16 protein-coding genes are annotated in these 24051 nt (G+C 75.1%); 7 read left to right on the top strand and 9 right to left on the bottom strand.

The window, feature by feature from the left end:
- Positions 1 to 25: 25 nt before the first annotated feature.
- Genes FHX73_RS37760 through FHX73_RS37745 form a run of 5 tightly spaced genes read left to right on the top strand, consistent with a single transcriptional unit; the run spans position 26 to position 9981 of the window.
- Positions 26 to 3391, top strand: coding sequence for a tubulin-like doman-containing protein (locus tag FHX73_RS37760; RefSeq protein ID WP_211786459.1), 3366 nt, complete (start codon positions 26 to 28; stop codon positions 3389 to 3391).
- On the top strand, positions 3388 to 6042 hold the full coding sequence (locus FHX73_RS37755; RefSeq protein WP_145910564.1) for a hypothetical protein: 2655 nt from the start codon (positions 3388 to 3390) through the stop codon (positions 6040 to 6042). Before FHX73_RS37760 ends, FHX73_RS37755 begins: the two co-directional genes overlap by 4 nt.
- Positions 6036 to 6200, top strand: a complete 165-nt coding sequence (locus FHX73_RS45200) for a hypothetical protein (RefSeq protein WP_170305261.1) — start codon at positions 6036 to 6038, stop codon at positions 6198 to 6200. Before FHX73_RS37755 ends, FHX73_RS45200 begins: the two co-directional genes overlap by 7 nt.
- Positions 6194 to 8161: a TRAFAC clade GTPase domain-containing protein gene (locus tag FHX73_RS37750; RefSeq protein ID WP_145910563.1), complete on the top strand. Its 1968-nt coding sequence runs from the start codon at positions 6194 to 6196 to the stop codon at positions 8159 to 8161. Before FHX73_RS45200 ends, FHX73_RS37750 begins: the two co-directional genes overlap by 7 nt.
- Entirely contained in the window at positions 8158 to 9981 is a 1824-nt protein-coding gene (locus FHX73_RS37745; RefSeq protein WP_145910562.1) for a hypothetical protein, read from the top strand. Before FHX73_RS37750 ends, FHX73_RS37745 begins: the two co-directional genes overlap by 4 nt.
- Before the next feature lie 62 nt (positions 9982 to 10043).
- Here FHX73_RS37745 and FHX73_RS37740 read toward each other — a convergent pair whose 3' ends face one another.
- The gene (locus FHX73_RS37740; RefSeq protein ID WP_145910561.1) at positions 10044 to 11492 is read right to left on the bottom strand and encodes a glyceraldehyde-3-phosphate dehydrogenase; all 1449 of its coding nucleotides are present in this window, start codon (positions 11490 to 11492) and stop codon (positions 10044 to 10046) included.
- 115 nt (positions 11493 to 11607) lie between these two features.
- Entirely contained in the window at positions 11608 to 13149 is a 1542-nt protein-coding gene (locus FHX73_RS37735) for an MFS transporter (protein ID WP_145910560.1), read from the bottom strand.
- A gap of 125 nt (positions 13150 to 13274) precedes the next feature.
- Here FHX73_RS37735 and FHX73_RS37730 point away from each other — a divergent pair, with 125 nt between their 5' ends.
- Positions 13275 to 13931 carry a TetR/AcrR family transcriptional regulator C-terminal domain-containing protein gene (locus FHX73_RS37730; RefSeq protein WP_145910559.1) on the top strand — a complete coding sequence of 219 codons (657 nt, stop codon included), beginning with the start codon at positions 13275 to 13277 and terminating at the stop codon, positions 13929 to 13931.
- 219 nt (positions 13932 to 14150) lie between these two features.
- A complete protein-coding gene (locus FHX73_RS37725; protein ID WP_145910558.1) occupies positions 14151 to 14381 on the top strand; it encodes a hypothetical protein in 231 nt (76 codons plus the stop codon).
- 9 nt (positions 14382 to 14390) lie between these two features.
- On the opposite strand, the gene FHX73_RS37720 is transcribed toward FHX73_RS37725, so the two are convergent.
- The 7 genes from FHX73_RS37720 to FHX73_RS37690 form a co-directional block, all read right to left on the bottom strand.
- Positions 14391 to 14813, bottom strand: a complete 423-nt coding sequence (locus FHX73_RS37720) for an MmcQ/YjbR family DNA-binding protein (RefSeq protein WP_425461476.1) — start codon at positions 14811 to 14813, stop codon at positions 14391 to 14393.
- Positions 14814 to 14871: 58 nt separating this feature from the next.
- Positions 14872 to 15477 carry an SGNH/GDSL hydrolase family protein gene (locus FHX73_RS37715; protein WP_145910557.1) on the bottom strand — a complete coding sequence of 202 codons (606 nt, stop codon included), beginning with the start codon at positions 15475 to 15477 and terminating at the stop codon, positions 14872 to 14874.
- 96 nt (positions 15478 to 15573) lie between these two features.
- A complete protein-coding gene (locus tag FHX73_RS37710; RefSeq protein ID WP_145910556.1) occupies positions 15574 to 17091 on the bottom strand; it encodes an aldehyde dehydrogenase family protein in 1518 nt (505 codons plus the stop codon).
- A 54-nt stretch (positions 17092 to 17145) separates the two neighbouring features.
- Complete coding sequence (locus FHX73_RS37705) at positions 17146 to 18633, bottom strand: UbiD family decarboxylase (RefSeq protein WP_145910555.1); 1488 nt, start codon at positions 18631 to 18633, stop codon at positions 17146 to 17148.
- A gap of 37 nt (positions 18634 to 18670) precedes the next feature.
- On the bottom strand, positions 18671 to 19234 hold the full coding sequence (locus FHX73_RS37700) for a UbiX family flavin prenyltransferase (RefSeq protein WP_145910554.1): 564 nt from the start codon (positions 19232 to 19234) through the stop codon (positions 18671 to 18673).
- Between the two features lie 19 nt (positions 19235 to 19253).
- Entirely contained in the window at positions 19254 to 20864 is a 1611-nt protein-coding gene (locus tag FHX73_RS37695) for an AfsR/SARP family transcriptional regulator (RefSeq protein WP_145910553.1), read from the bottom strand.
- Positions 20865 to 20968: 104 nt separating this feature from the next.
- Positions 20969 to 23989, bottom strand: coding sequence for an ATP-binding protein (locus FHX73_RS37690; RefSeq protein WP_170305260.1), 3021 nt, complete (start codon positions 23987 to 23989; stop codon positions 20969 to 20971).
- Between the last annotated feature and the right edge of the window lie 62 nt (positions 23990 to 24051).

Raw genomic sequence — 24051 nt, 5'->3', positions numbered from 1 at the left:
ACCCCAACTGCCAAGAGGCGGAACCATGAAGATCTTCCAGCCGATGCTCTTCGTCGGCCTGGGCGGCACCGGCACCCTGGTCGGTGCGGAGCTCGAACGCCGGCTGCGCGCCGAACTCTGCGGACCGGACGGCAGCGCGCTGAGCCACCTCGGCGGGCTCCAGCCCTACCAACTGCCGGACTGCCTGCAGTTCGTCTACGCCGACTACAGCGAGGCCGACCTGTCCCGGGTGCCGGTCAACACCGTCGACCAGTCGCTGCGCGCGGCCTACCGCCGCACCTCGCACATCACCCACGACCTGCTGCCCCGGCTGGAGTTCGACAGCTCGCCGGAGGTCACCAAGATGCTCCGGGCCCGCCAGCACAAGGAGACCGGCACCTGGCTGCCGCCGCGCGACGGCGAGCCCCGGGTCGCCCCGCTGCGCAGCGGCGCCGGCCAACTGCCCACCGTCGGACGGGCCGCGCTCTTCGCCACGCTGAGCAACGGGCCGCGCCCGGTGCTGGAGCCGCTGGACCGGGCGATCGACGCGATCGCCCGCTCGGCCGGCGTGCTCGGGCAGCTCGGCGGCGGCGAACTCACCGGCTGCGACGTGTTCGTGGCCTTCTCGGTGGCCGGCGGCACCGGCTCCGGCATCTTCCTGGACTACCTGCACCTGATCAGCCACGCCTTCCAGGAGAAGGGGTACGCCGGCGCCAAGATCTACCCGCTGGTGGTGATGCCCTCCGCCTTCCCGCAGGCCGGCGGTGGCGGGCGGGAGGCCGAACTCAACTCCGCCCGGGCGCTGGTGGACCTGTTCCGGCTGGTCGACGAGCAGAACGCGCCGACCGCCGGACCGGACGTGGGCCTGGAGCTGGAACAGGACTCCGCCCTGCGGATCCACTACCCCGAGCTGGCCCCGATCCGGCTGCGCTCCGGCACGGTGCCCACCGCCTTCCTGTTCAGCCGCACCGCCGGCATCGAACCGGAGGACCTGCGCCGCTCGATCGTCTCGCTGATGATGTCGCTGATCGGCACCGAACTCGGCGACGGCCGCGGCCCGGCCCGGGTGGACGACGACTCGCAGACCTTCGCCGCCAGCTTCATCAACGAGAGCGTGCGCCGCGCCTCGCCGGCCGCCTCCGGGATCGGCCGGCAGGGCGTCTCCACCAGCCTGGTCGCCTCGGTGACCGCGCCGATGGACGAACTGGCCTCGCTGATCTCCGGCCGGGTGCTGCGCAACGCGGTCGAGCAGCTCGGCGACCACGCCCGCCCGCCGGCCGTGCCGCTCGAACAGCTGGTCACCCAGGCCTTCGTGGACTCCGGCCTGGAGGAGCTGCTGCGCCGCGAGGCACTGCCGATCCCGCTCCCCGACCCGCTGCCGCGCGGCGGCGCCGCGATCGAGGCCGCGCTGGCCACCCGGCTGAGCGACATGCTGGCCCAACTCGACGACCTGCAGCGCCGGGTGTCCCAGCGCACCGCCGACCTGGCCGGCTCCTTCAACCCGCGCCGGGCGATCGAGCGGCTGCTCCAGCACGGCGACCCGTTCCTGCTCGACCGCGCGCTGAACGGCGACCCGCAGGACGGCAGCGAGATCGGCCGGCTCGGCTTCCTGCGGATGCTGGAGAGCCGGGCCGTGATGCCGGCCGCGCCCGCCGGGGTGCACGGCCAGCCGCCGAACGCGCCGCGGATCCGCCGCCGGCTGGCCGGGCTGGCCCAGGCCCGCTGGGGCGACGAGGAGGTGCGCACCGCGCTGAACGCCCAGGAGCGCTGGTACCGCTGGCGCACCCGGGTGATCTGGCACGAGGGCTGGCGGGCCCAGCAGCCGCGCTGGGAGCAGACCGCGCGCGGCGCCCGGGCCGAGGCGGCCCGCCTGGTGTCCGCCTTCCAGCGGTTCGCCGAGGCCGAGCGGCGCGCCTTCCGGGACCAGTCGATCACCCTCTACTCGGACCGCACCGGCGTCTCCTACCTGCTGCCGCCGCAGCGCGACCTTCGGCACTTCTACGAGGACCTGACGGCCCGCCTGATCATGCGCGAGGGCCTGCCGGAGACCGCCCGGGAGGCCGACCTGGTGCTGCGGATGGTCGACGGGCCGGCCTGGCAGCGGGCCCACCAGCGCAGCCTGCGCGACCCCGACGGCTCGGTCGCCGGCGTCAAGGGCCAGCTGGAGGCGGCGGTCCGGCGGCTCTTCGCGGAGAGCGGGCGGCTGCTGGAGGAGCTGCCGCTGCTGCCCTCGATGAGCGTGCTGCTGGCCGCGGCGGCCGGCGACCCGGAGGCCGGCGAGCAGGTCTCCCGGCAGGCCCGGGAGCAGTTCGACGGCAAGCTGCGCGGGCTGCTGCCGGCCGGCTTCACCCCGCAGGGCAGCGGGCCGCTCAAGGTGCTGGTGGTCTACCCGCGGGTCAAGTCCACCGACGAGGTGGAGACCTTCCTGCGCAAGGTGCTGCCGCTGCCCCGGGACCCCCGGATGACGGTGCAGTTCCGCAGCGTGGAGACCGAGTCGATCACCGTGGTGCTGTTCCGCAGTCAGATGAGCCTCACCCAGGTGCCGGAGGCCCGCGAGGTGCTGCGGCAGTGGGCGATCGCCAAGGACTCCGAGCGCTCCGAGGACGTGCTGCGCTGGCGCCAGCGCCTCGGCCACCAGGACGACTGGCTGATCAGCACCGAGACGGACCGGCAGGCGATCCTGCACCGGCTGCTCTGCGCCCTGTGGAACGGCCAGGTGGACGTGTTGGAGGGCACCGAGGAGTCGCCGGAGCGGATCCGGGTGCGGCTCTTCCCGGAGGACGGGCCGGACACCCCCGGCGTCTGGCTGCGCCTGGGCTCCTACCCGGACGGCATCTCCAGCTGGGCCGAGCTGCTGCGGGTCTACGAGCGCTGGACGGTGCTGGACGGCGAGCGGAACGTGCAGTTCTTCTGCCAGGAGCTGATGACCGCCCAGCCGGTCGACCTCAACCGGTCCGGCAGCAAGCCGCACCCGCTCTTCGTCAAGCTGGTGGAGGAGATCGCGCCGCACCAGCTGCGGCTGCTCGCGGAGCGGCGCGAGCGGGACGGCGCCCGGATCGACGGCTGGGTGGAACCGCTGCTGCAGTTCTGGCGCGAGACCCTGCCGGCCGCACTGGACCTCAGGTTCACCGACCGCAAGGCCGCCCAGCCGACCCTGCGCACCCTGCTGGAGGCGATCACCCTCGGCCGCCCGCCGGCCGCCCGGGAGCCGGAGCCCGCCCGGCGGTCGACCGGCGAGGAGTTCGGCACGGTGGGCGTGCCGGAGGAACCCGCCGGGCGGGCGCCGGGATTCGACGGGCCGGACACCCGTGCCCGCGACTACGGCTCCTCCGGTGATCACGGCTCCTCCCGGATCGAGCCCGGCACCGACGACTGGGAGCTGGAGAACGGCTGGGGCGGTGAGGAGCGGTGACGACCAGTCAGCAACCCGGCGGCCCCGTGCTCCGCTTCGACCTGCGCGCCGCCCCCTGGGACCTGGCGGACCGCGAGGGCCTGCGGTTCGCCATCGAGGACCAGCTCGCCGCGCTGGAGGAGCCGCTGCGCCCGTCCGGCACCCACCACCGGGTGCTCGTGGTGGACACCCCGAGCGGTCTGACGCTGCGTCAGACCTGGTACGAGCAGCTGCTCGCCTACCAGGCGACCGGACGGGTGCGGCTGCTCTGCCTGCTGGTCGGCCCGCTGCCCGAACGCGAGGCGCCGGACGGGTCGGACGGACCGGATGGGCCGGCCCAGGCGCCGGACGGCTGGCCGGGCGCCCGCCGCCTGCGCCGCCCCGGCCTGCTGCGCTCGACGCAGGCCGCCGTGCTCTGGGTCGGCGACCTGCGCGCCGCCCCCGCCGGCGGCGCCCGGACCGCGCCCGACGACCCGTACGCGCTGGCCGTGCTGGTCGACCTGCTGCTCGCGCCCGAGCTCTTCGACGAGGTGCTGGACCGCACCGCCGACGGCGCCCACGGGGTGGCCGCACCGGCCCTGCGGGTGCTGGAGCAGGACCTCGCCCCGCAGGCCCGGGCCCGGGCCTGGAGCGAGGCGCTGAAGCAGTTCGCCGGCGGCAACGAGCCGGCCGCCCCCGGCGCGCCGGCCCGGACCAGGACCAGCGAGCCGGCCCTGCTCACCGAGCTGCGCGCCGCCACCGCCGCCGGTGGCGCCCCCGTGCACCGCGACCCGGCCGGGCCGGTGGCCCGGGCCCGCGCGGCGGTGGAGGAGTCGCTGGCCGAGGCCGCCCAGGAGCTGGAGCTGCTCGGCGGCCCGGCCGGCCTGGCCACCGGCGCCGGCCGGACCGAGTACCGGGCGGCGCTGACCGACGCCGAGGCGGCGCTCGCCCGACTGCGCGGGTACGTCGCCCGGGCGCTCGCCGACGGCGGCCCCGGGCTGACCCCGTCCGGCGCCGAACTGACCCAGCGGCTGGCCGAGTTGGGCGTGCAGGTGGAGCCGCCCCGGGTGACCAGGGAGCGGATCGCGGAGAGCCTGCGCGGCTACGCGCTCGGCCTGCTCGGCGAGGGACTGCCGCTGCGCGCGGCGGCCGAGCGGTTCTCCCGGCTGGCCCACCAGGTGGCACCGCTGCCCACCGCCCGGCTGGCACCCCGGCTGGACGAACTCCAGCGCTCCCACCGGCGGGCGCTGACACCCGCACCGGTGCCGGTGCCCGGCGGGGCGGCGCTGCCGCTCGCCGCGCTGGCGGGGCTGCTCGGCGGGCTCTGGCCGTGGCCGCTCGGGCTGCTGGCGCTGCTGGCGCCGCTGCTGCTCGGCGGCGGCGCGCTGCTGGGCGCGAACCGGCTGGGCACCGCGCGCGACGGACTGCCCCGGGCGCTGCGGCTCGCGGCGGCCGGCCTCGCGGGCGCACTGCTCGGCGGGCTGCTCGGGGCGCTGGCCGACCCGCCACCGGTGTTCGGCGCCATCGCCCTGCTGGTCGCCCTGGTGCTCACCGGCTGGCTGCTGCTGCACTCCTGGCGGCGCGAGGTGCGGCGCTGGGGACTGGCCGGCGCGATCGCCCCGGCCCGCACCGAACTGGTTGGCCTGGAGACCCTGTTGACCGAGGTGGCGGCGGCCTGCTGGGCGGTCGAGGAGCGCACCTACTGCGCGGATGCAGCCACCGCCGTGGTCGGCGTGCTGCGGGCGGCCGCCCGGGCCGCCGAGCAGGAGGCGGCCGAACAGGAGGCCGTCGCCGAGGAGCAGCCGGCCGGCGACCCCTGGGCCGCTGACGACCCGTGGACCGCTGACGACCCGTGGACCGGCGACGACCCGTGGGCCGCGGCCGACCGCACCGACCGGGCCGGGGACACCGGAGCTGCCGAGCCGGGGAGCGACGACGAGTCCACGGGGGGAAGCTGGCTCGACACCGAGGGGTGGGGCGAGGAGTGGGACGAGCCCGCGCCCACCCCGACCGTCCCCACCGCCGCCGCCGGCGCTGCCGCGCCGGTGCCCGCGCCCGACCAGGCCTGCGACCTGCCGTTCGCCCTGCCGAGCCGCCCGCCCGGCAACGGCCCGCGCTGGCTGGAGCGGGACGACGGCGACGGCGGCGCCGAACTGGTCACCACCCTGGTCGGCGACCTGGCCGACGCGGCCGTGGCGGCCCTGGAGCCGTACTGGGGCGTGATGATCCGCGGCCGCACCGGCCCGCAGGCCGAGCGGCAGACCGCCGAGCGGGTGCGCGAGCTGCTCGCACTGGCCCGCACCCACCTGCACCGCCACGGCGTGCTGCCGCCCCCGCCGTTCGCCCAGCCGCACCGGCTGCGCAGCGGCCCGGCCGGGCTGCTCGGGATCGACGCCAACCGGGTGGCCGACGCGGCCGGCCCGCTGGCCGACCGGGCCGCCGCCGTCCAGCTCACCTCGGTGGACCAGCAGGCCCTGCTCAGCCGCGACCCGGCCGCCGCCCGCTGGGTGCACTTCGCCCCGGCCGCCGCCCGGCCCGCCATCGAACGGGCCGCCGGAACCGCCAAGGTCGCCGAGGGCACCGAGGTGTGGACCAGCACCGGCCGCTACGCCGGCCTGCTCTGCCTGCTCCCGCTGCGCCCGGACGCCGTCCTGACGGTCCACCAGCGCGAATCGGAGGACGACCCGTGGTGAACCCGCCCACCGAACCGGCCGTCCCGACCACCGAGGTCGCCGGGGACACCGAGCCGTGGACCAGCACCGGCCCGCTCCGCCTGCGCTGCCTGCTCCCGCTACGCCCGGACGCCGCCCTGACCGTCCACCAGCACGAACCGGAGAACGACCCGTGGTGAACCCACCCACCGAACTGGCCTTCCTGACCACCACGGGCGAACGCCGGCGACGGGCCGCCCGGTTCGGCCCCGACCGGCCCGCCGGGCCGCCGGGGCTGACCGCCCGGCCGGTGCTGCTGGACGGCGCCCGGACCTGCCTGCAGATCCGGGTGGCCGGCCCGGGCGACCGGACCCGGGCGCTCGACCTGCTCGCCACCCAGACCGCCACCGCCCTGCGACTGCACCGGCAGTTGGCCGGTGACAAGGCGGCCCTGCTCTTCCCGGAGCCGCTCGGCCACGACCTCGACGCGGCCGAGCCGTTCGTCCTCTACCGGCCGCCGCGCGGGCAGCGGGCGGCCGACCTGAGCGGCCTGTCCAACGGTGCGCTGCGCACCGTGGAACGGGACTTGGTGCGGGCGGTGCAGCTGCTGGAGCGGTTCGGCCTGGTGCACCACGGGATCACCCCGGGCACCGTGCGCTGGGACGGCAGCAGCGTGCAGCTCTGGGGTCTGCACGCGGTGACCCGCCCGGGCCGGCCGCGCGCGGCCGGCGGCGCGCCGCCGTACGCCGCGCCCGAGGTGCGGCTGGGCACCGGGGCGGCCGACCCGCGCGACGCGCTGTGGAGCTGCGCCCAGCTGATGTACCACCTGCTCACCGGCCGGCACGGCGACCCCGACCGGGCGCCGGGCGACCTGGCCGAGTACCCGGCCCTGGCCCACCCGCTCGGCCAGGCCTTCGCCCCGCGCGCCGCCGACCGCCCGACGCCCGCCGAGCTGCTCAAGCTGCTCGACCCGGCCCGCCTGCCGCAGGACCCGCCCCGGGACGAACTGGCCACCGGACAAGCCGAGTTCGACCGGGTCACGGCGCACAAGCGGTCCCTCCCCGCAGCCGGGGCACCGACACCGTCGAGCGAAGAGGCACCGGCACCGGCACCGGCCGCGGAGCCCCCGCGCCGCTGCCCGTACTGCCTGGAGCCGATCGCCTTCGACCCGCGCGCGCTGGTCGGCGCCGACGGCACCGGACCGGTCGACCCGGCCGCGGTGGGCGAGGGCCTGCGCCAGGCCGACCGGCTCTACGGGCTCTTCCAACGCTGCACCGCGGACCCGGAGATGGCCCCGCACGACGTGCCGGTGCCCTACCTGGTGAACGGCCGGCCGCTGACCATCGCGATGGTCGGCGAGACCAGTTCCGGCAAGAGCCACCTGCTGACCCAGATGATCGCCGAGATCACCGACGGCCGGCTGGAGCCCTACGGGATCAGCTGGCGGCCCACCAACCGCGACCTGACCGCCGAGTTCGCCCGCGACCGGGTGGCCCCGCTGCGCTCCGGCGAGGTGCTCGGGCACACCGCCGTCGCCGACGACCACGCCGAGTTCGTCGAGGCACTGCTGCTCACCGACGCGCAGCACCGCACCAGGCCGGTGGCCTTCTTCGACCTGGCCGGCGAGGACCTGGTCCGCACCAACCGGCTGCTCGGCTTCCTGCTCGACGTGGACGCGCTGATCTTCGTCGTCGATCCGGCGATGGCCCTGCCCTTCGCCGGGCTCGACGAGATCCGCTCGGAGACCGGAGTGGAGGTGCAGCCGAACGGCGACCAGGCCTTCGCAACCGTGCTCAACCGCCTGGCGAGCAAGGGCGCACTGCCTGACGTTCCGTCAGCCCTGGTGCTGGGCAAGGCCGATCTGCTGCGCCTGGAGCACCCGGTGGACCGCTGGCTGGACGCCCCGCCGAACCTCCCGTTCGACCCCGCCCGCCAACGCGCGGAGAGCCGGGACGTCTTCGCCCTGCTGCACCAGCACGCCGGCCGGGCCTGGCTGCGCCCGTTCGACTCGCTGCGCCGGTGCAGCCTGCACGTGGCCTCCGCCACCGGCGGCCGCCAGCACGACGGCCGCTACCGGCGCCGGGTCCGGGCCCAACGGGTGCTGGAGCCGCTGGTCTCGATCCTGGCCATGCACGGCATGGTCTCGGAGGTGTCGCGATGACCGACCGGGACGCACCGGGGCAGGTGGACCAACTGGTGGTCCGCTGGCTGGGCGGGCAGGACAAGGGGCTGGGCGCCGCCGGGTACTCCGTCACGCCCGAGCGGGCCGCCGAACTGCTCGACGCGCTGGGGCCGTTGCTCCGGGTCGAGGACAGCCGGGCGCAGCCCAGCCTGGTCCGGGCCAAGGTGGGCAGCGAGGTCGCGCTGGTGCGGCGCTGGCCGGTCCGGGACCGGCACGGGCGGCCCAGCACGGCCAGCCACCTGCTGGTCGGCCCGCTGGAGGCGCTGCCGATGCGCGAGTGCCTGCTGCTGCGCGACTGGCCGGTGGCGCCACCGGAGTTCGCCGAGCAGGAGTCGGGGCAGCTGCCCCGGCTGCCGGTGGCGCGACTGCGGGCCGCCGCCTGGGAGCGGCAGGCGCAGACCGAGGCGCAGCTGCCCGTCGTGCGCACCGCGCTGGTCGCGGCGACCGCCGCGCTGCTCGCCGACCCCCGGCGCCACCTCTCGCTGCTCGGCCCGGGCCTGCCCGACTGGCCGGCGCACAACCACGCCGCGCTGGTGGTCTACGGCCTGCACGGGATCTTCGGGCCGCGGTGGCTCCAGCAGCACTGGACCTTCGCCACCTACGACACCGTCGACTCCCACCGGCTGCTGGTCACCACGGTGCCGCAGTGGCGGCGGGCCGACGGCCGGGACCCGCTGCTGACCCGGCTGGATCCGTCCCAGCCGCTCCCCCGGGACCTGCCGCACGAGCTCGCCCGTCAGCTGGTCGGCCGGTTCCTGGAGCGCCCGCGGGAGCGGCCCCTGCTGGACGAGCTGGCCCAGCGCTGGAGCGAGACCCGCCGGCCCCCGGACCGCCGGCTGCCCGAGCTGGAGCGGGTCCTGCGGGCCACCGCCGACCGTGCGGCGACGCCCGGCGCGGGCCGGCCGGCCCAGCACCCCGATCCGGTCGGGCCGCCGACGCACCCCGAGCCGACGCATCACGAGCCGACCCGTCAGGAGCCGACCCGTCAGGAACCGGAGCGTCAGGAGCCAGCCCGTCAGGAACCGGCCCGTCAAGAACTGCCCCGTCAGGACCCCGAGCAGGCGCTGTTGGAGCAGCTGGCGGCGGCGGACGACGACTGGGCGGCGGCCGCTCCCGCGCTCGCCGCCGTGCGCCGGCTCGGTCTCGGCCAGGCGGGCGCCGCCGAGCTGTGCCGGCTGGTGCTGGCGCAGCAGCTCTGGTTCTACCCGGCCGGGCCGGACCCGCGCGACGAGCGCAGGCAGGTCACGGACGCGGCGGAGCTCTTCGCCTGGGCGGTCCGGCCGCAGCTGCGCGACCCCGCGCAGGAGCGGCGGGTGTCCGACTTCCTGCACGTGCTGGCCGAGCGGGCCGACGACGTCGACCGGGACCTGCTGAACCTGCTGCTGGACCGGGACGATCCGCCCGACCTGCCGCCGCGGGTCTGGTGCCGCCTGCTCCGCGACCTGGCGCCCCGGCCCGCACGGTCGGCCGCACAGTCGACCGCGCAGTCGGCCGCACAGCCCAGCACACAACCCGGCGAACCGTCGCCTACCCCGACCCCGGTGCTGGCCCCGGAGGACCCGGAGTGGGTCGACCCGGACTGGGCGGACCCGCCCGTCCCGTCGAACCCGCCACCCCCGCCGGCCCCGCCGCCGGTCCCCTCGGCCAGACCCTTCGCCTACCTGGACGACCACCCGCCGGCCCGCCGGGAGCAGTCGTCACAGCGGAGCCAGGGCTGGCTGATCACCGCCGCGGTCGGCGCACCCGTCCTGGTGGTGGTCCTGGTGCTGGTCCTGGTGCTGTCCGCCCTGTTCCACTGAAACGGGACCGGGCGGCCCCCACCAGGGGGACCGCCCGGGAGCGCGGTGGAACCGCGGACCGATCAGACCGCGGCCGGAGCCGGGAAGGTCGGGTACTCCACGCCGGAGACGTACTGGACGACCCGGACCACCTGGCACGAGTAGCCGAACTCGTTGTCGTACCACAGGTAGAGGATCGCGTTGTCGCCCTCGACCTTGGTGGCACCGGCGTCGACGATCGAGGCGTGCCGCGAGCCGATGAAGTCGCTGGAGACCGCGTCGGGCGCGCTGGTGAAGTCGATCTGCCGGCGCAGCGGCGAGGTCAGCGAGACCTCGCGCAGGTGCTCCAGCACCTCCTCGCGGCTGGTCTCGCGGGCCAGCTGCAGGTTGAGGATGGCGATCGAGACGTCCGGCACCGGCACCCGGATCGAGCTGCCGGTGATCTTCGCCTTGAGGTCGGGCAGCGCCTTGGCGACGGCCGAGGCGGCACCGGTCTCGGTGATCACCATGTTCAGCGGTGCCGAGCGGCCGCGGCGGTCGGCCTTGTGGAAGTTGTCCAGCAGGTTCTGGTCGTTGGTGAACGAGTGGACGGTCTCCACGTGGCCGCGCAGCACGCCGTACTCGTCGTTCATCGCCTTCAGCGGCGGCACGATCGCGTTGGTGGTGCAGGAGGCGCAGGAGATGATCTGCTCGTCCGGCTTGATGTCCTCGTGGTTCACGCCGTGCACGATGTTCGGCACGTCGCCCTTGCCGGGCGCGGTGAGCACGACCTTGGCGATGCCGGGCACCAGGTGCTTGGAGAGACCCGCACGGTCCCGCCAGCGGCCGGTGTTGTCGATCAGGATCGCGTCGTTGATGCCGTAGGCCGTGTAGTCCACCGTCGACGGGTCGTCGGAGTAGATCACGGTGATCTCGTTGCCGTTGGCAATGATCTTGTTGTTGGCCTCGTCCACGGTGATGGTGCCCTGGAACTGGCCGTGGATCGAGTCGCGGCGCAGCAGCGAGGCGCGCTTGACCAGGTCCTCGTCGCCGCTGCGGCGCACCACGATGGCGCGCAGCCGCAGGCCGTTGCCGGAGCCGGCCTTCTCGATCAGCAGACGGGTCAGCAGGCGGCCGATCCGGCCGAAGCCGTAGAGCACCACGTCGCGCGAGGCGGCGCGCTGCAGCTTGTTCTCACCGGTCGCGCCGGCCACCGCCTCGGCGGTGAACTCCGCGACCGACAGGCCGCGCGAGTCGGCCTTGTAGTTGGCCGCGAGCAGCGCCAGGTCGATCTGCGACGGGCCCAGATCGAGGGTGGTGAGGGCCTGAAGGAACGGCATGGTCTCGGTGACCGAGAGCTCCTCGCCGTCGATCTGGCGGGCGAAACGGTGGGTCTTCAGGATGCTGACCACCGACTTGTTCACCAGGGAGCGGCTGTGCAGCACGACATTGACATCGCGCTCACGGTGCAGCTTCCCGATGATCGGGATCATCGACTCCGCGATCTCCTCGCGGTGCATCCAGTTCGTGAACACGTCTTCGTTGACAGTCACAGGTTCAATCTTTCGAGGGTAGCCAGGCAGTACCTCCATGCTAGCCAGCGGCGGATCCGTACTCGGCACGGACCCCCGCTGACCAGCATCGCGGCCCCCGATCGGCCGCCGCGGGTCAGTCCCGGGCCCCGACCGGAACGGATTCCGCAGCCGGCGCGGGCGCGGCCGGCAGGGGCGAACCGACCGGCTTCAGCAGCACGGCGACGACCACCGCGGCGACCGCCAGGGCGCCCGCGCCGCAGCGCATCGCCAGGTGCAGGCCGTCCACGAACGACTCGGCGGCGGCGACCCGGACGGCACCCGGCAGCCCGGCCCCGGTGCCGCCGCTGAACGCCCGGGCGATCTGGTGGGCCTGCGCGCCGGTGCCGCCGAGCCGCTCCAGCGGCCCGGTGAGCGAGGCCGTCATCCGGCTGCTGAGCACCGCCCCGAGCGCGGCCACGCCGACCACCCCGCCGAGCTCGCGCATGGTGTTCACGGTGGCGGAGGCCATCCCGGCCTGCTGCGGCGGCACCCGGCGCAGCACGGCGATCGAGACCGGGGTGAAGGTGAGCCCCATGCCGAGGCCGAGCACCATCAGCACCCAGATGTACTCCAGGTAGTGCGCGTGGCTGCCGTAACAGGACAGGCCGGCCAGCGCGAGGGCGCCCAGCCCGAGCCCGGTGACCACCACGTACCTCGGTCCGAACCGGGTGCTGAGTGCGGAGGCCACCGGCGCCGCGACCACGATCATCGCCGTGTTGGGCAGCGCGGCGATGCCGGCGGCGGTCGGGCTCCAGCCCATCAGGCCCTGCATCAGCAGCGGGAGGAAGAAGAGCGCGCCGAACACCCCGAAGCTGATCACGAACCCGCTGAGCTCGGCCCCGACCAGCACCCGGTCGCGGACCATCCGCAGGTCGAACATCGGCTCCGCGGTGCGCCGCTCGACCAGCAGGAAGGCGAGCAGGCCGACCGCCGCGAGCGCGCCGGCGGCGAGCACCCAGCGGTCGGTCCAGCCCTTCCCGGGCCCTTCGACCAGGGCATAGACCAGGCCGCCGACGCCGAGCGCGGAGAGCAGCTGGCCGGGCAGGTCGAGCCCGCGGGCCCGGCCGGGCAGCCGGGGCAGCGTCCGGGCGGCGACGGGCAGCGCGGCCAGGCCGATCGGCACGTTGATCCAGAACACCCCGGCCCAGCCCACGTGCTGGACGATCGGCCCGCCGATCACCGGGCCGACGGTCAGTCCGAGCGCGGAGACGCTGGACCAGGTGCCGATCGCCTTGGCCCGCTCCCGCTCGTCGGTGAAGACCTGCCGGATGATCGCCAGGCTGCCCGGGGTGAGCAGCGCCGCGCCGACTCCTTGCAGGCCGCGGGCGGCGACCAGCGCGCCGATCCCCGGGGAGAGCGCGGCGGCGGCCGAGCCGGCGGTGAAGAGCCCGAGGCCGATCAGGTAGACCCGGGTGCGGCCGAACCGGTCGCCGAGGCTGCCGCCGGTGAGCAGCAGGGCGGCGTAGACCAGGCTGTAGCCCTCCACCACCCACTGCAGGCTGCTGACGCCGGCGTGCAGCCGCTCGCCGATCCGGGGCAGCGCGGTGTTGACCACGACGTTGTCCAGCATCGCCATGAACAGCGTGGCGCAGAGGCAGGCGAGCACCGTCTTGCGGCGCGCGGCGGGCATGTCCATCCCGTCCCCCTAACAGTGTTAGTTCCACTCGATGCCGCCAGCGTGCACCTAACACTGTTAGATTCGCAAGCCGATAGATTTCGCGGGGACGGCCGACGCAGGCGCGAGGAACGCGGGAGGTACTGGTGGACGGAGCCCTGACCAGGGAGGCGATCGCCCGGGCGGCGCGGCGGGTGCTGGAGCAGGAGGGCATCGCGGGCCTGTCCATGCGGAAGGTGGCCGCCGAGCTCGACGTCAAGGCGGCCTCGCTCTACTGGCACGTGCGCAACAAGGAGGAGCTGCTCGACCTGCTCGCCGACGAGCTGCTGGCCGACGCCGAGGCACCGCCGCGCGAGGGCCCCTGGCGGGACCAGTTCCGCGAGTACTGCGTGATCTACCGTCAGCACCTGCACGGCATCCGGGACTCGGCCAAGGTGGTCTGCGGGCGGTTCGTGCTCGGACCGAACATCCTGCGGCTGCTGGAGGAGCAGCTGGACCGGCTGCGCGAGGCCGGCTTCTCGCCCGAGGACGCCGCGCTCGCCACCTACACGCTGAGCGCCTACGTGCAGGGCGTGGTGCTCCAGGAGACGGCGCCGCTGGCCGCCGCGGAGACCACCGGCACCAGCCGCGGCGAGATCGCCGCCGCGGCCGGCGCCGAGCTGCGCGCGCTGCCGCCGGACCGGTACCCCAACCTGACCGAACTGGCCGACGTGATCAGCGGTCCGGCCATGGAGGCCCGGTTCCGGTACGGCCTGGAGCGGGTGCTGGACGGCCTGGAGGCCCGGCGGACCGCGGGCGGCTGACCCGTACCCGCCGGAACCGGGCGGAATCGGGCACGGTTCGTGCCGGTCCCGAACAGGTTCGGCCCAGGGATTGACACCCGTCTTCTGCCGGACGGGCGGCCGTGATACTGATCGGCTGACGCAAACGAACCGACCATCGGATCGACCGCCGAATCGACCATCGGACCGATCACCGGGCCGATCACCGGACCGACCACCGGTCCGGCCGGGGAGGAGCAGATGAACCAGGACCGATCGGGGCGCCGCCCGCCGGGCTTCGTCCAGTTCCGCCTGCTCTGCCCGTGCTGCGCCGGCGGCGTCCAGCACCGCGCCCGGGCCGGCCTGCGCCGCCACGGCGACGGCACGATCACCACCGGCAGCTACGACCTGCCGGAACGCTGCCCCGACTGCGACGGCGTCGGCTGGCTGATCCTCGGCTCCGGCGAGTGGAAGGTGCGCCGCCGAGCCTGAGCCCCGGCGTCAGGCGCGGTCCGCTTCGGTGGCCTCTCCCGGGTGCAGGCCCGGCCAGTCGAGGGCCAGCTGCTGACGGCGCGGCAGCTTGGCGACGATCAGGTCGTAGGAGTCCTCGATCAGCTCCGCCACCAGCCGGTGCGGCACCGAGCCGTCCAGCAGCACCGTGTTCCAGTGCCGCTTGTTCAGGTGCCAGCCCGGGGTGATCCCCGGGTAGTCGGCGCGCAGCCGGACGGCCAGGTCGGGGTCGCACTTCAGGCTGACCTTGAGCGGCAGCCCGTCCAGCGCGCTGATCGCGAAGACCTTGCCGCCGACCTTGAAGACGGAGGTCTCCGGGCCGAACGGGAAGGTCTCCTCGGCGCCGTTCAGCGCCAGGCAGGCGGCCTTCAGCTGATCGGCCGTCAGCTGGTCGGCCGTCAGGTCGGCGCTCATCGCAGTATCACCATGATCACAGTCTGCACCCCGACACCGACAGCCGACAGCCGGCGGCTCAGAGCTCGTCCAGCTCCCCCAGCCCGAGCACCCGCAGCGTGTGGTCGGCCATCTTCCGGTGGCCGACGGCGTTCGGGTGCGCCGGGTCGTCCAGCCAGGCGAAGGCCTCGCCGTCGGGGAACGCGGCCAGCCAGTACGCCTCGTGGTCGACCAGCAGCGCGCCGGTCTCGGCGGCCATCTCCCGCACCGCCTGGCAGTAGGCGGGCAGCTCGGAGCGGGCGGCCCGGCCGGCCAGCGCGACCACCGCGGGGGTGTGCAGCACGATCCGGGCGCCGGCGCTGCGGCGGACGATCTCCCGCAGCGAGTCGCGGAACTCGTCCAGGCCGGCCTGCCCGGCCCGCGCGTCGTTGGTGCCGAGCGAGATCGAGAGCACGTCGGGGTGGTAACGGCCGATCAGGTGGTCGTAGTGGGCCAGCACGTCGCGGGCCCGCCAGCCGGAGACGCCGGTGTTGATCACCGCGTCGGTGAGCCGGTCGAGCTGCCAGTGGATCCGCTCGCCCACGTGCTCGGGCCAGCTGCGCGCGCCGCGGGTGTGCAGCACGCCCTGGGTGATGCTGTCACCGGCGAACACCCAGGTCATGGGCTCTGCGGACAACGTGATCATGGATGGTTCTCCCCCGCTCGGTACGAGGCATGATCATATGCGGAACGACCCGGTCCGCCCAGGGGCGAGACCGGGCCGCCGGGGCCGCGCGGCAGGTCAGGACTCCAGGCTCAGCCAGGTGGTCTTGAGCTGGGTGTAGTTCTCGAAGGCCTCCGGACCGTTCTCCCGGCCGTAGCCGCTGGCCTTGAAGCCGCCGAACGGGGCCGACGGGTCGTAGAGGTGCCAGGTGTTGATCCACACCGTGCCCGCGTCCAGCCGCCGGGCCACCCGAAGCGCCTTGGCCACGTCCCGGGTCTGCACGCCCGCCGCCAGACCGTAGGGGGTGTCGTTGCCGAGCGCGACGGCCTCGTCCTCGGTGTCGAACGGGATCACCGGCAGGACCGGGCCGAAGATCTCCTCCTGGGCGATCCGCATGTCGTTGCGGGCGTCCGCGAAGACGGTCGGCCGCACGTACCAGCCCCGGCCGTCGACGGTCAGCGGCTCCCCGCCGGCCACCAGCCTGGCCCCGTCCTCCTCCCGGCCGATCCGGATGTAGTCCAGCACCTTGTCGAACTCGCGCTTGGTCGCGATCGGCCCGAAGTCGCTGGCCGGGTCGAACGGGTCACCCGTGCGGGCGGCCGCGCACATCGCGGTCAGCCGCTCCACCACCTCGTCGTAGACCGGCCGTTGGACCAGCAGCCGGGAGCCGGCCACGCAGACCTCGCCCTTGTTCCAGAAGATCGCGTAGAACGCGGTGGTGACCGCCCGCTCCAGGTCGGCGTCGGCGAAGACGATGTCCGGGCTCTTGCCGCCGAGCTCCATGGTGAGGTGCTTGAGGGTGTCGGCCGAGTCCCGGATGATCGAGCGGCCGGTGCCGGTGGAGCCGGTGAGCGCGATCTTGTCGATCCGCGGGTCGGTGACCAGCGCCCGGCCGACCTCCGCGCCGCCGCCGGTCAGCAGGTTGTAGACGCCCTCCGGCACGCCCGCCTCCAGCATGATCTCGGCCAGCGTGATCGAGGAGAGCGGGGTGTCCGAGGACGGCTTGTGGATGAAGGAGTTGCCGGCCGCCAGGGCCGGCGCGATCTTGCTGACCGTCAGGATCAGCGGGAAGTTGAACGGGGTCACGGCGGCGACCGCGCCGAGCGGCTGGCGCTGGGTGAAGGCCATGGTCCGGCCGTAGGCGCCGACCGGCTCCACGGTCTTGACCGCGCCCTCCAACTTGGTGGTCCAGCCGGCGAAGTAGCGGAACATGTTGGCGATGTGCGGGATGTCGATGGTCATCGCGTCCCGCCACAGCTTGCCCATGTCCACGACCTCGCGGAAGGCCAGCTCCTCGGCCCGCTGCTCGATCAGGTCGGCGACCCGGTTCAGCACCTTGGCCCGCTGAGAGCCGGGCATCTCGCTCCACCGGCCGTCGTCGAAGGCCTGCCGGGCGGCCTCGGCGGCGAGCGCCGCGTCGGCCGCACCGGCCCGGGCCACCGTGGTGGTCACCTGCTCGGTGGCGGGGTTGACGGTCTCCTGGCGCTCGCCGGAGAGCGCCTCGCGCCAGCTGCCGCCGATCAGCAGCCGCCCGGGCGCGACGGTGCGCGAGTCCGGGCCGAGCGGCGGCGAGCCGGGCAGGGTGGTGGTGGTCATCGTTTGCTTTCCCTCTTTCCAGGAGCTCTGAATTCCAGGCGTTCTGACGGTCGGTCAGCGGTAGCCGTACGCCTGCCAGTTGTCGATCACGTACTGCTGCAGCTCGGCCGGCCAGTTGTGCGCGAAGTCCGAGGCCACCGGCCGCCCGCCCACCGGGAAGCGGTCCGCGAGCAGGCAGTTGTAGACCACCTTGGTGGCGTGGTAGCTGAGCCGCTCGTGCTCGTCCAGGTAGACCGGGATGATGTTCTGCGACTGGTGGGGGAAGAGCGCCTCGCCGTGCTCGGGGTGCGAGCGGGTGGCGAAGGCCCAGATCAGCTGGTTCGGGTCGGCGATGTCGAAGTCGTGCTCCACCAGCAGCAGTTTGGGCACCCCGAAGGCCAGCTTGCCGGACCCGAAGACCACCTCGCCGACCCGCTGGGCCATCTCCTGCGAGGTCAGGCCGGAGCGCTCGTGCCAGTCCGGGGTGAGCGCCACCACCCACCAGTGGCAGGCCGACTCCAGCACGCCCCAGCAGGCGGAGACCGGCAGTTCGGCCTGGCGCAGCACGTGCACCATCTCGGCGGCGTGCGGCATGCCCCAGCCGGTGTGGTCCTCCTCGACCGGCGCGCCCGCCACCGCGACCGGCAGGATCGGGTCGTTGCGGTGGGTCACGGCGGTCACGTGCAGCACCGGCTTGGGCGAGTGGCTGCCCGCGTCGAGGTAGCCGGGGTACTCCCCCATCGGCCCCTCCTCGAAGGTGTCGGTCAGCGAGACGTAGCCCTCGATCACGATCTCGGCGGTGGCCGGCACCAGCAGGTCCACCGTCTCGGCCCGCACCAGCTCCAGCGGCTCGCCGAAGTAGGCGCCGAGGAAGGCCGATTCGTCCTCGCCCTCGGGGATCGGCATGCCGCCGACGAACGGCAGGCCCGGCTCCACCCCGAGCGCCACCGCGATCGGCATCGGCTCGCCCTGCCGCTCCCAGAGCGCCCGGATCATGCCCAGGTGCTGCGGCGGCGGGATCAGGCAGGCCAGCCGGTTGCGGTCGACCAGCATCATCCGGTTGATCGACCAGTTGGTCCAGGACCCGTCCGGGGTCTTGGCGATGTTCATCCCGAAGGACTGGATGTAGCGGCCGCCGTCGCCGTCGTGGATCAGCGGGGTGGGGAACTTCAGCAGGTCGACCTCGTCGCCCTTCATGATGTTCTCCTTGCACGGGCCGGTCTCCAGCACCCGCGGCGGGATCGGCTCGCGCTGCCGGGCGTCGGCCAGCGCGGTCACGATGTCCGCGCCCTTGGCATCGGCCGGCAGGCCCAGGGCCAGCGCGATCCGGCTGTAGACCTGGCCCGGCCGGGCGGACAGGCCGGCCGGGGCGCTGAGCACCCGGAAGCCCTTCTCGATGCCCTTGATGGTGTTGAACAGCGGTGCCGGGGCCCGCAGTTCGTAGGAGCGGCGGGCCACCGCGCCGATCTCCAGGCTCCAGTCCACCTCCTTGTCGATCTCCTGGACCTCGCCCGCTCTCGCCAGTTCGTCGATGAACTCGCGCAGGCTCTTCAGGTGCTTCATGGCTCTGGCCTCCGGTGTCGTACGGTCGGGCAAGGGGTCACTCGCCCCAGCGGGGCAGGTCCGGGACGTCGATGCCGAGCAGGTCCAGGGCCCGGCCCGCGGTGTGCTCGACCAACTCCTCGACGGTGCGCGGACGCAGGTAGAAGGCCGGCACCGGCGGCATCACGATGCCGCCGGACTCGGTGACGGCCGTCATCGCCCGCAGGTGACCGAGGGTCAGCGGGGTCTCCCGCACCAGCAGCACCAGCCGCCGGCGCTCCTTGAGGGTCACGTCCGCCGCCCGGGTCAGCAGGTTGTCGCCGTTGGCGTGGGCGATCGCCGACAGGGTGCGGATCGAGCACGGCGCCACGATCATGCCCATGGTGCGGAACGAGCCGGAGGCGATCGCGGCGCCGATGTCCGCCGGGCGGTGCACCACGTCCGCCATCGCCGCCAGGTCACGCGCCGTCAGGTCGGTCTCGTAGGCCCTGGTCTGCTGCCCGGCGGGGGTGACGACCAGGTGGGTCTCCACCCCCGCCTTGCGGGCCAGCTCCAACACCCGCGTCCCGTACACCAAGCCGGTCGCACCGCTGATCCCCACCACTAGCCGACGGGTCTCCATCGCTCCCCCTGTTCCGGTTTCAGTCAGCGACGCTAGGGGTAGGCAGTAACGCCGCACTATCGCGCGCGGGCGCGGCCGCCGCCGGGCCGAGCAGGCCGCGCAGGTGCGCGGTCTCCGCCGAGAGCAGCCGGCCCGGGTCGGCCGCCAGCACCTCCAGCGAGAGCTGCGGCCGCGCTGCGGCACCCGCCGCCACGGCGGCCAGCGCCAGCGGCAGCCGGCCGCACCGCTCCACCAGGGCGACCAGCGCGGCCTCCTGACCCGTCGTCCGGTCGGTGCCCAGCCGGTGCAGCAGCAGCTCGCGGGCCCCGTCCGGGGTCAGCGCGCCGAGCGGCAGCGGCTCCGCGCCGTCCAGCGCGACCAGGGGGTCGAGCGGGTGACGGCTGGTCACCACGGTCCGGCAGGACGGGCCGGCCGGCAGCAGCGGGCGGATCTGCGCGGCGTCCCGGGCGTCGTCCAGCACCAGCAGCAGCCGGCGGTCGGCGACCGTGCTGCGGTAGAGCGCGGCCCGGCCCGCCGCGGTGGCCGGGCGGCGGTCCACCGGCACGCCCAGGCAGTCCAGCAGCACCAGCACCGCGTCGTGCTCGTCCAGCGGGCCGTCCGGGGCGTGCGCGCCGAGGTCCAGGTGCAGTTGGCCGTCCGGGAAGTCGCCGGCCGCGCCGTGCGCCCAGGCCAGCGCCAGCGTGCTCTTGCCCACCCCGGCCGGGCCGGTCAGCAGCGCCACCTGGGCGCGCCCGGCGAGGATCGCCCGCAGTTCGGCCAGCTCGGCGTCGCGGCCGACCACCCGGCGGGGCAGCCGGGGCAGTTGGCGGGGCAGCGGCCGGTAGCCCGCCGCCCGGCCGGCCGGCAGCCGCTGGGCCACCCGCCAGGTCTCCAGCACGGCGGCCGGAGCGGCGTCGAGCAGCACCAGCTGGTGCACCTCCTGGAGCAGGCGGGTCGGGCCGACGCCGAGCTCCTCGCGGAGCAGCCCGCGGAAGCCGTGGTAGTCGGCCAGCGCCTCGGCCCGGTGGCCCGCCCCGTGCAGCGCCAGCAGTTTGCGCACCTGGAGCGGCTCGCGCAGCGGGTGACGGGCGGTCAGCTCCTGCAGCCAGGGCACCGCGCGGTCGAACCGGCCGGCGCCGAGCGCCGCGTCGATCCGCAGTTCGGCCAGCCGCAGCCGCAACGCCTCCAGGCCCGGCAGGTGCTCGGCGCGCAGCCGGTCGCCGGTGACGTCCTGCAACGGCTCGCCGCGCCACAGGCCCAGCGCGCGGCCGGCCAGCGCGGTGGCGGCGGACCAGTCGGCGCGGGCCAGCGCCTGCTGGGCGGCCCGCTCCAGGGCGGCGGCGTGCAGGTGGTCGGCCTCGGCGGGCTCCGGCAGCTCCAGCCGGTAGCCGCCGGCCTCGCTGCGCAGCCGGGCCGCCGCCTGCGGGCCGAGCCGGCGGCGCAGCCGGGCGAGGTAGTTGAACACCGCCGTCCGGGCGCTGGGCGGGGCGGCGCCGTCCCACAGCTGGTCGATCAGCACGTCCATGCCCACCGGCGTGTTCGCCCGCAGCAGCAGGCAGGCGAGCAGTGCCCGCTGCTTCGCCGCCGGGATCCCCGCAGTCCGCCCCGCCCGGTCCCACACCTCGACCGGCCCCAGCAACCCGAATCGCATGCCCCACGTCCCCCGTGCTCACCTCGTCGTGCCCCGCGCCGTCCAGCATCCGGGCGGGGCCTGACGGTTCGCGGACAGCGGGCTGACAACGGGGTGGGGGCCGGTCAGGCCGACCGGTCGTCACCGTCCAAGGTGACGGCGAGGCCCAGCAGGGTGGCCGCGTGGGCGGGGTCGCCGTCGGCGAGGGCGGCCTCGGCCAGGGTCCGCAGGGCGGCGCGGCGCCCGGGGGTGCCGGGCGCGGCCTGACTGCCGGGGGCGCCCCTGACGATCTCGACGCCCTGACGCAGCAAGTCCCGGGCACCGTCCGACCCGTCCTCGCGCAGCATCGCCGCGGCGGCCCGCGACAGCATCGCGGGCAGCAGCCCGGTCGCGCTCGGCCCGTGCGCCAGCGCCCGCCGCAGCTGCTCGAATCGCTGCCGGACCTCGGCGAAGTCCCCGGCTTGCTGCGCGAGTTCCATCATCCCGCTGCTCGCCCAGACCGCTGCGGCCAGGTTCTCGGTCTGCTCGGCGAGCGCCAGCGCCCGGGTCAGCTCGGCGCGGGCCCCGGCCGGATCGCCGGCCCGCAGCAGCTCGGTGCCCAGCTGTGCGACCACCACCGGCACGTGCCGGGTCATGCCCAACTCGGCCAGGCAGTCCAGCGCCTCGCGGTAGCAGTCGGCGGCGGCCGCCGGGTCGCCGGTGAGCGGGGCGAGCCACTGGGCGGCCAGGTAGCGGCCCCAGCGGTCGCCGAGCAGCGTGAACACCTCGCGGGCCCGCCCGACGTCCGCCCGCGCCCGGGCCGGTTCACCCAGCCCCGCCTCGACGAACCCGCGCAGCAGGAGCGCCAGCGCCTCGGTCCACGGCTCGGCCCCGACCAGCGCCGCCGTCAGCTCCCGGCGGGCCCGCACCGGGTCGCGGGCCAGCAGCGCGTCCAGCGGCTCCACGAACGCCAGCGCCGGGTGCGCCCCGGGCTCCGCACGGTCCGCGTGCTCCCGGGCCCGCACCAGCGCCCGCTGCCCCAACTCGGCCGCCCAGCCCGCGAAGACCATGAGCACCATGGCGTGCGCGGTGGCGATCACCGTCCGCTCGGTGGGCAGTTCGCCGCCGGGCAGGGCGAGCACCCGGTCCACCATCGCGTAGTCGTACCGCCCGCCCTGCAGCATCCACGGCCACATCAGCGCCGCGCAGAGCCGCAGTGCGGTCTCGTTCCGCTCGTCGTCCAGGGCGCGGCGCAGCGCCGCGAACAGGTTGGCGTGCTCGGCCCGCAGCCGGTCCAGCCACGGCAGTTGGTCGGCCGTGCGGAGCAGCGGCTCGGCGGCTCGGGCGAACCCGGTCCAGTAGTCGCCGTGCGCCCGCTGCCAGCGCTCGGCCTCGCCGGCCGCCGCCAACTCCTCGGCGCAGTAGGCGCGGATGGTGTCGAGCATCCGGTAGCGGGTTCCCGTGCCGGCGACGGCCGGCTCGGTGACCTCGACCAGCGACTTGTCGACCAGCGCCGCGAGCACCTCCAGCACGGCGGTGCGCGGGAGTTCGCCGTCCGCGCAGACCCGCTCGACGGCCTCCAGCGTCGCGCCGCCCGCGAAGACGGTCAGCCGGCGGGCCAGCGCCCGCTCCGGCCCGTCCAGCATCGACCAGCTCCAGTCGACCACCGCGCGCAGCGTCTGGTGGCGGGCCGGGGCGGTGCGGTCGGCGTTGGCGAGCAGGTGGAAGCGGTCGTCGAGCCGGGCGGCGATCTCGGCCGGGTCGAGGATCCGCACCCGGGCGGCCGCCAGCTCGATGGCCAGCGGCAGCCCGTCGAGCCGGCGGCAGATCTCCACCACCGCCGCCGCGTTGGCCGCCCGCACCGCGAAGCCGGGCCGCACCGCCGCCGCCCGGTCGGCGAACAGCCGCACCGCCGGCGCCCGCAGCGCCTCCTCGGCCGCGCTGCCCCGGGCGGGCAACCGCAGTGCGGGCAGCGGGAACTGCTGCTCGCCCGGCAGCCCGAGCACCTCGCGGCTGGTGGCCAGGATCCGCAGCTCCGGGCAGTCGGCGAGCAGCCGGACGACCAGCCGGACCACGGCCTCGGCCAGGTGCTCGCAGTTGTCCAGCACCAGCAGCGCGCTGCGGTGCCGCAGCGCCTCGACCACCCGGTCGGCCGGATCACCGGCGGTGCCGGTCAGCGGGGCCGGGCCGACGGTCACCAGCACCGCCTGGGTCAGGTAGGCGGGTTCGCCGACGGCGGCCAGGTCGACGAACCAGGCCTCGCCCGGGCGGGCGGCCAGCAGCTCGCGGACGAACCGGGTCTTCCCCGCGCCGCCGGGCCCGGCGACCGTCACCAAGCGGCCGCGCTCCAGCAGTTCGGCGACCTGACGCAACTCCTCCTCGCGGCCCACGAAGCTGGTCACGAGGGCGGGCACCCGCCGCTGCGGGGCGGGTGCCGGGGCGGGCACCTGGCGCAGCACGTCGAGGTGGATCGCCGTCAGTTCGACGCCCGGCTCCATGCCGAGCTGCTCGGCGAGGTCGGCGCGGACCCGCCGGTAGACCGCCAGCGCCTCGCTCGGCCGGCCCGTCGCCTGGAGCGCCCGCATCAGCTGCCCCTGCAACCGCTCGCGCCAGGGCTCGGCCGCCGCCAGCCGCTCCAGCTCGCCGACCAGCGCGGCGGCCCGGCCGAGGGCGAGCTCGGCGTCGAACCGGTCCTCGGCGGCGAGCAGGCGCTCGGACGCCAGCCGGCCCGCCTCCTCGGCGGCGAACGGCGGGTCGCCGAGGCCGGCCAACGCGGGCCCGCGCCACAGCTGTTCAGCCTCCCGGAGCAGGCTCGCCGCCGGTTCGTGGGCGCCTGCCGCGAGCGCGGCCCGGCCCTCTGCGGCCAGTCGACGGAAGCGCAGCGCGTCCACCTGCTCGGCGTCGACGGCGAGCCGGTACCCGCCGCCCTCGGAGCGCAGCACCCCGGGCTCCAGCGCCGCCCGCAGCCGCGAGACCCGCCGCTGCAGCGCGTTCCCGCCGCCGCCCTCGTCGCCCCACAGGTCCGCCGCCAGTGCCCGCCCGCTCACCACCCGCCCCCCGGCCAGCGCCAGCCGGGCCAGCACCGCCCGCACCGTCGCCCCACCCACGGCGACCGCCCGGCCGTCGCCGTCCCGCACTTCCAGTGGTCCCAGGAGCTCTATCCGCACATTGATCATCATCGCACCGACGAGTCCCGCCAGGGGGTCTGACGGTGCGCCGGCCCCTCCCC

The organism is Kitasatospora viridis, assembly GCF_007829815.1.
GTDB classification, from domain to species: Bacteria; Actinomycetota; Actinomycetes; order Streptomycetales; family Streptomycetaceae; genus Kitasatospora; species Kitasatospora viridis.
The sequence above is the reverse complement of the archived record's forward strand: the minus strand, read 5'-3'. Positions and strand labels throughout refer to the sequence as shown.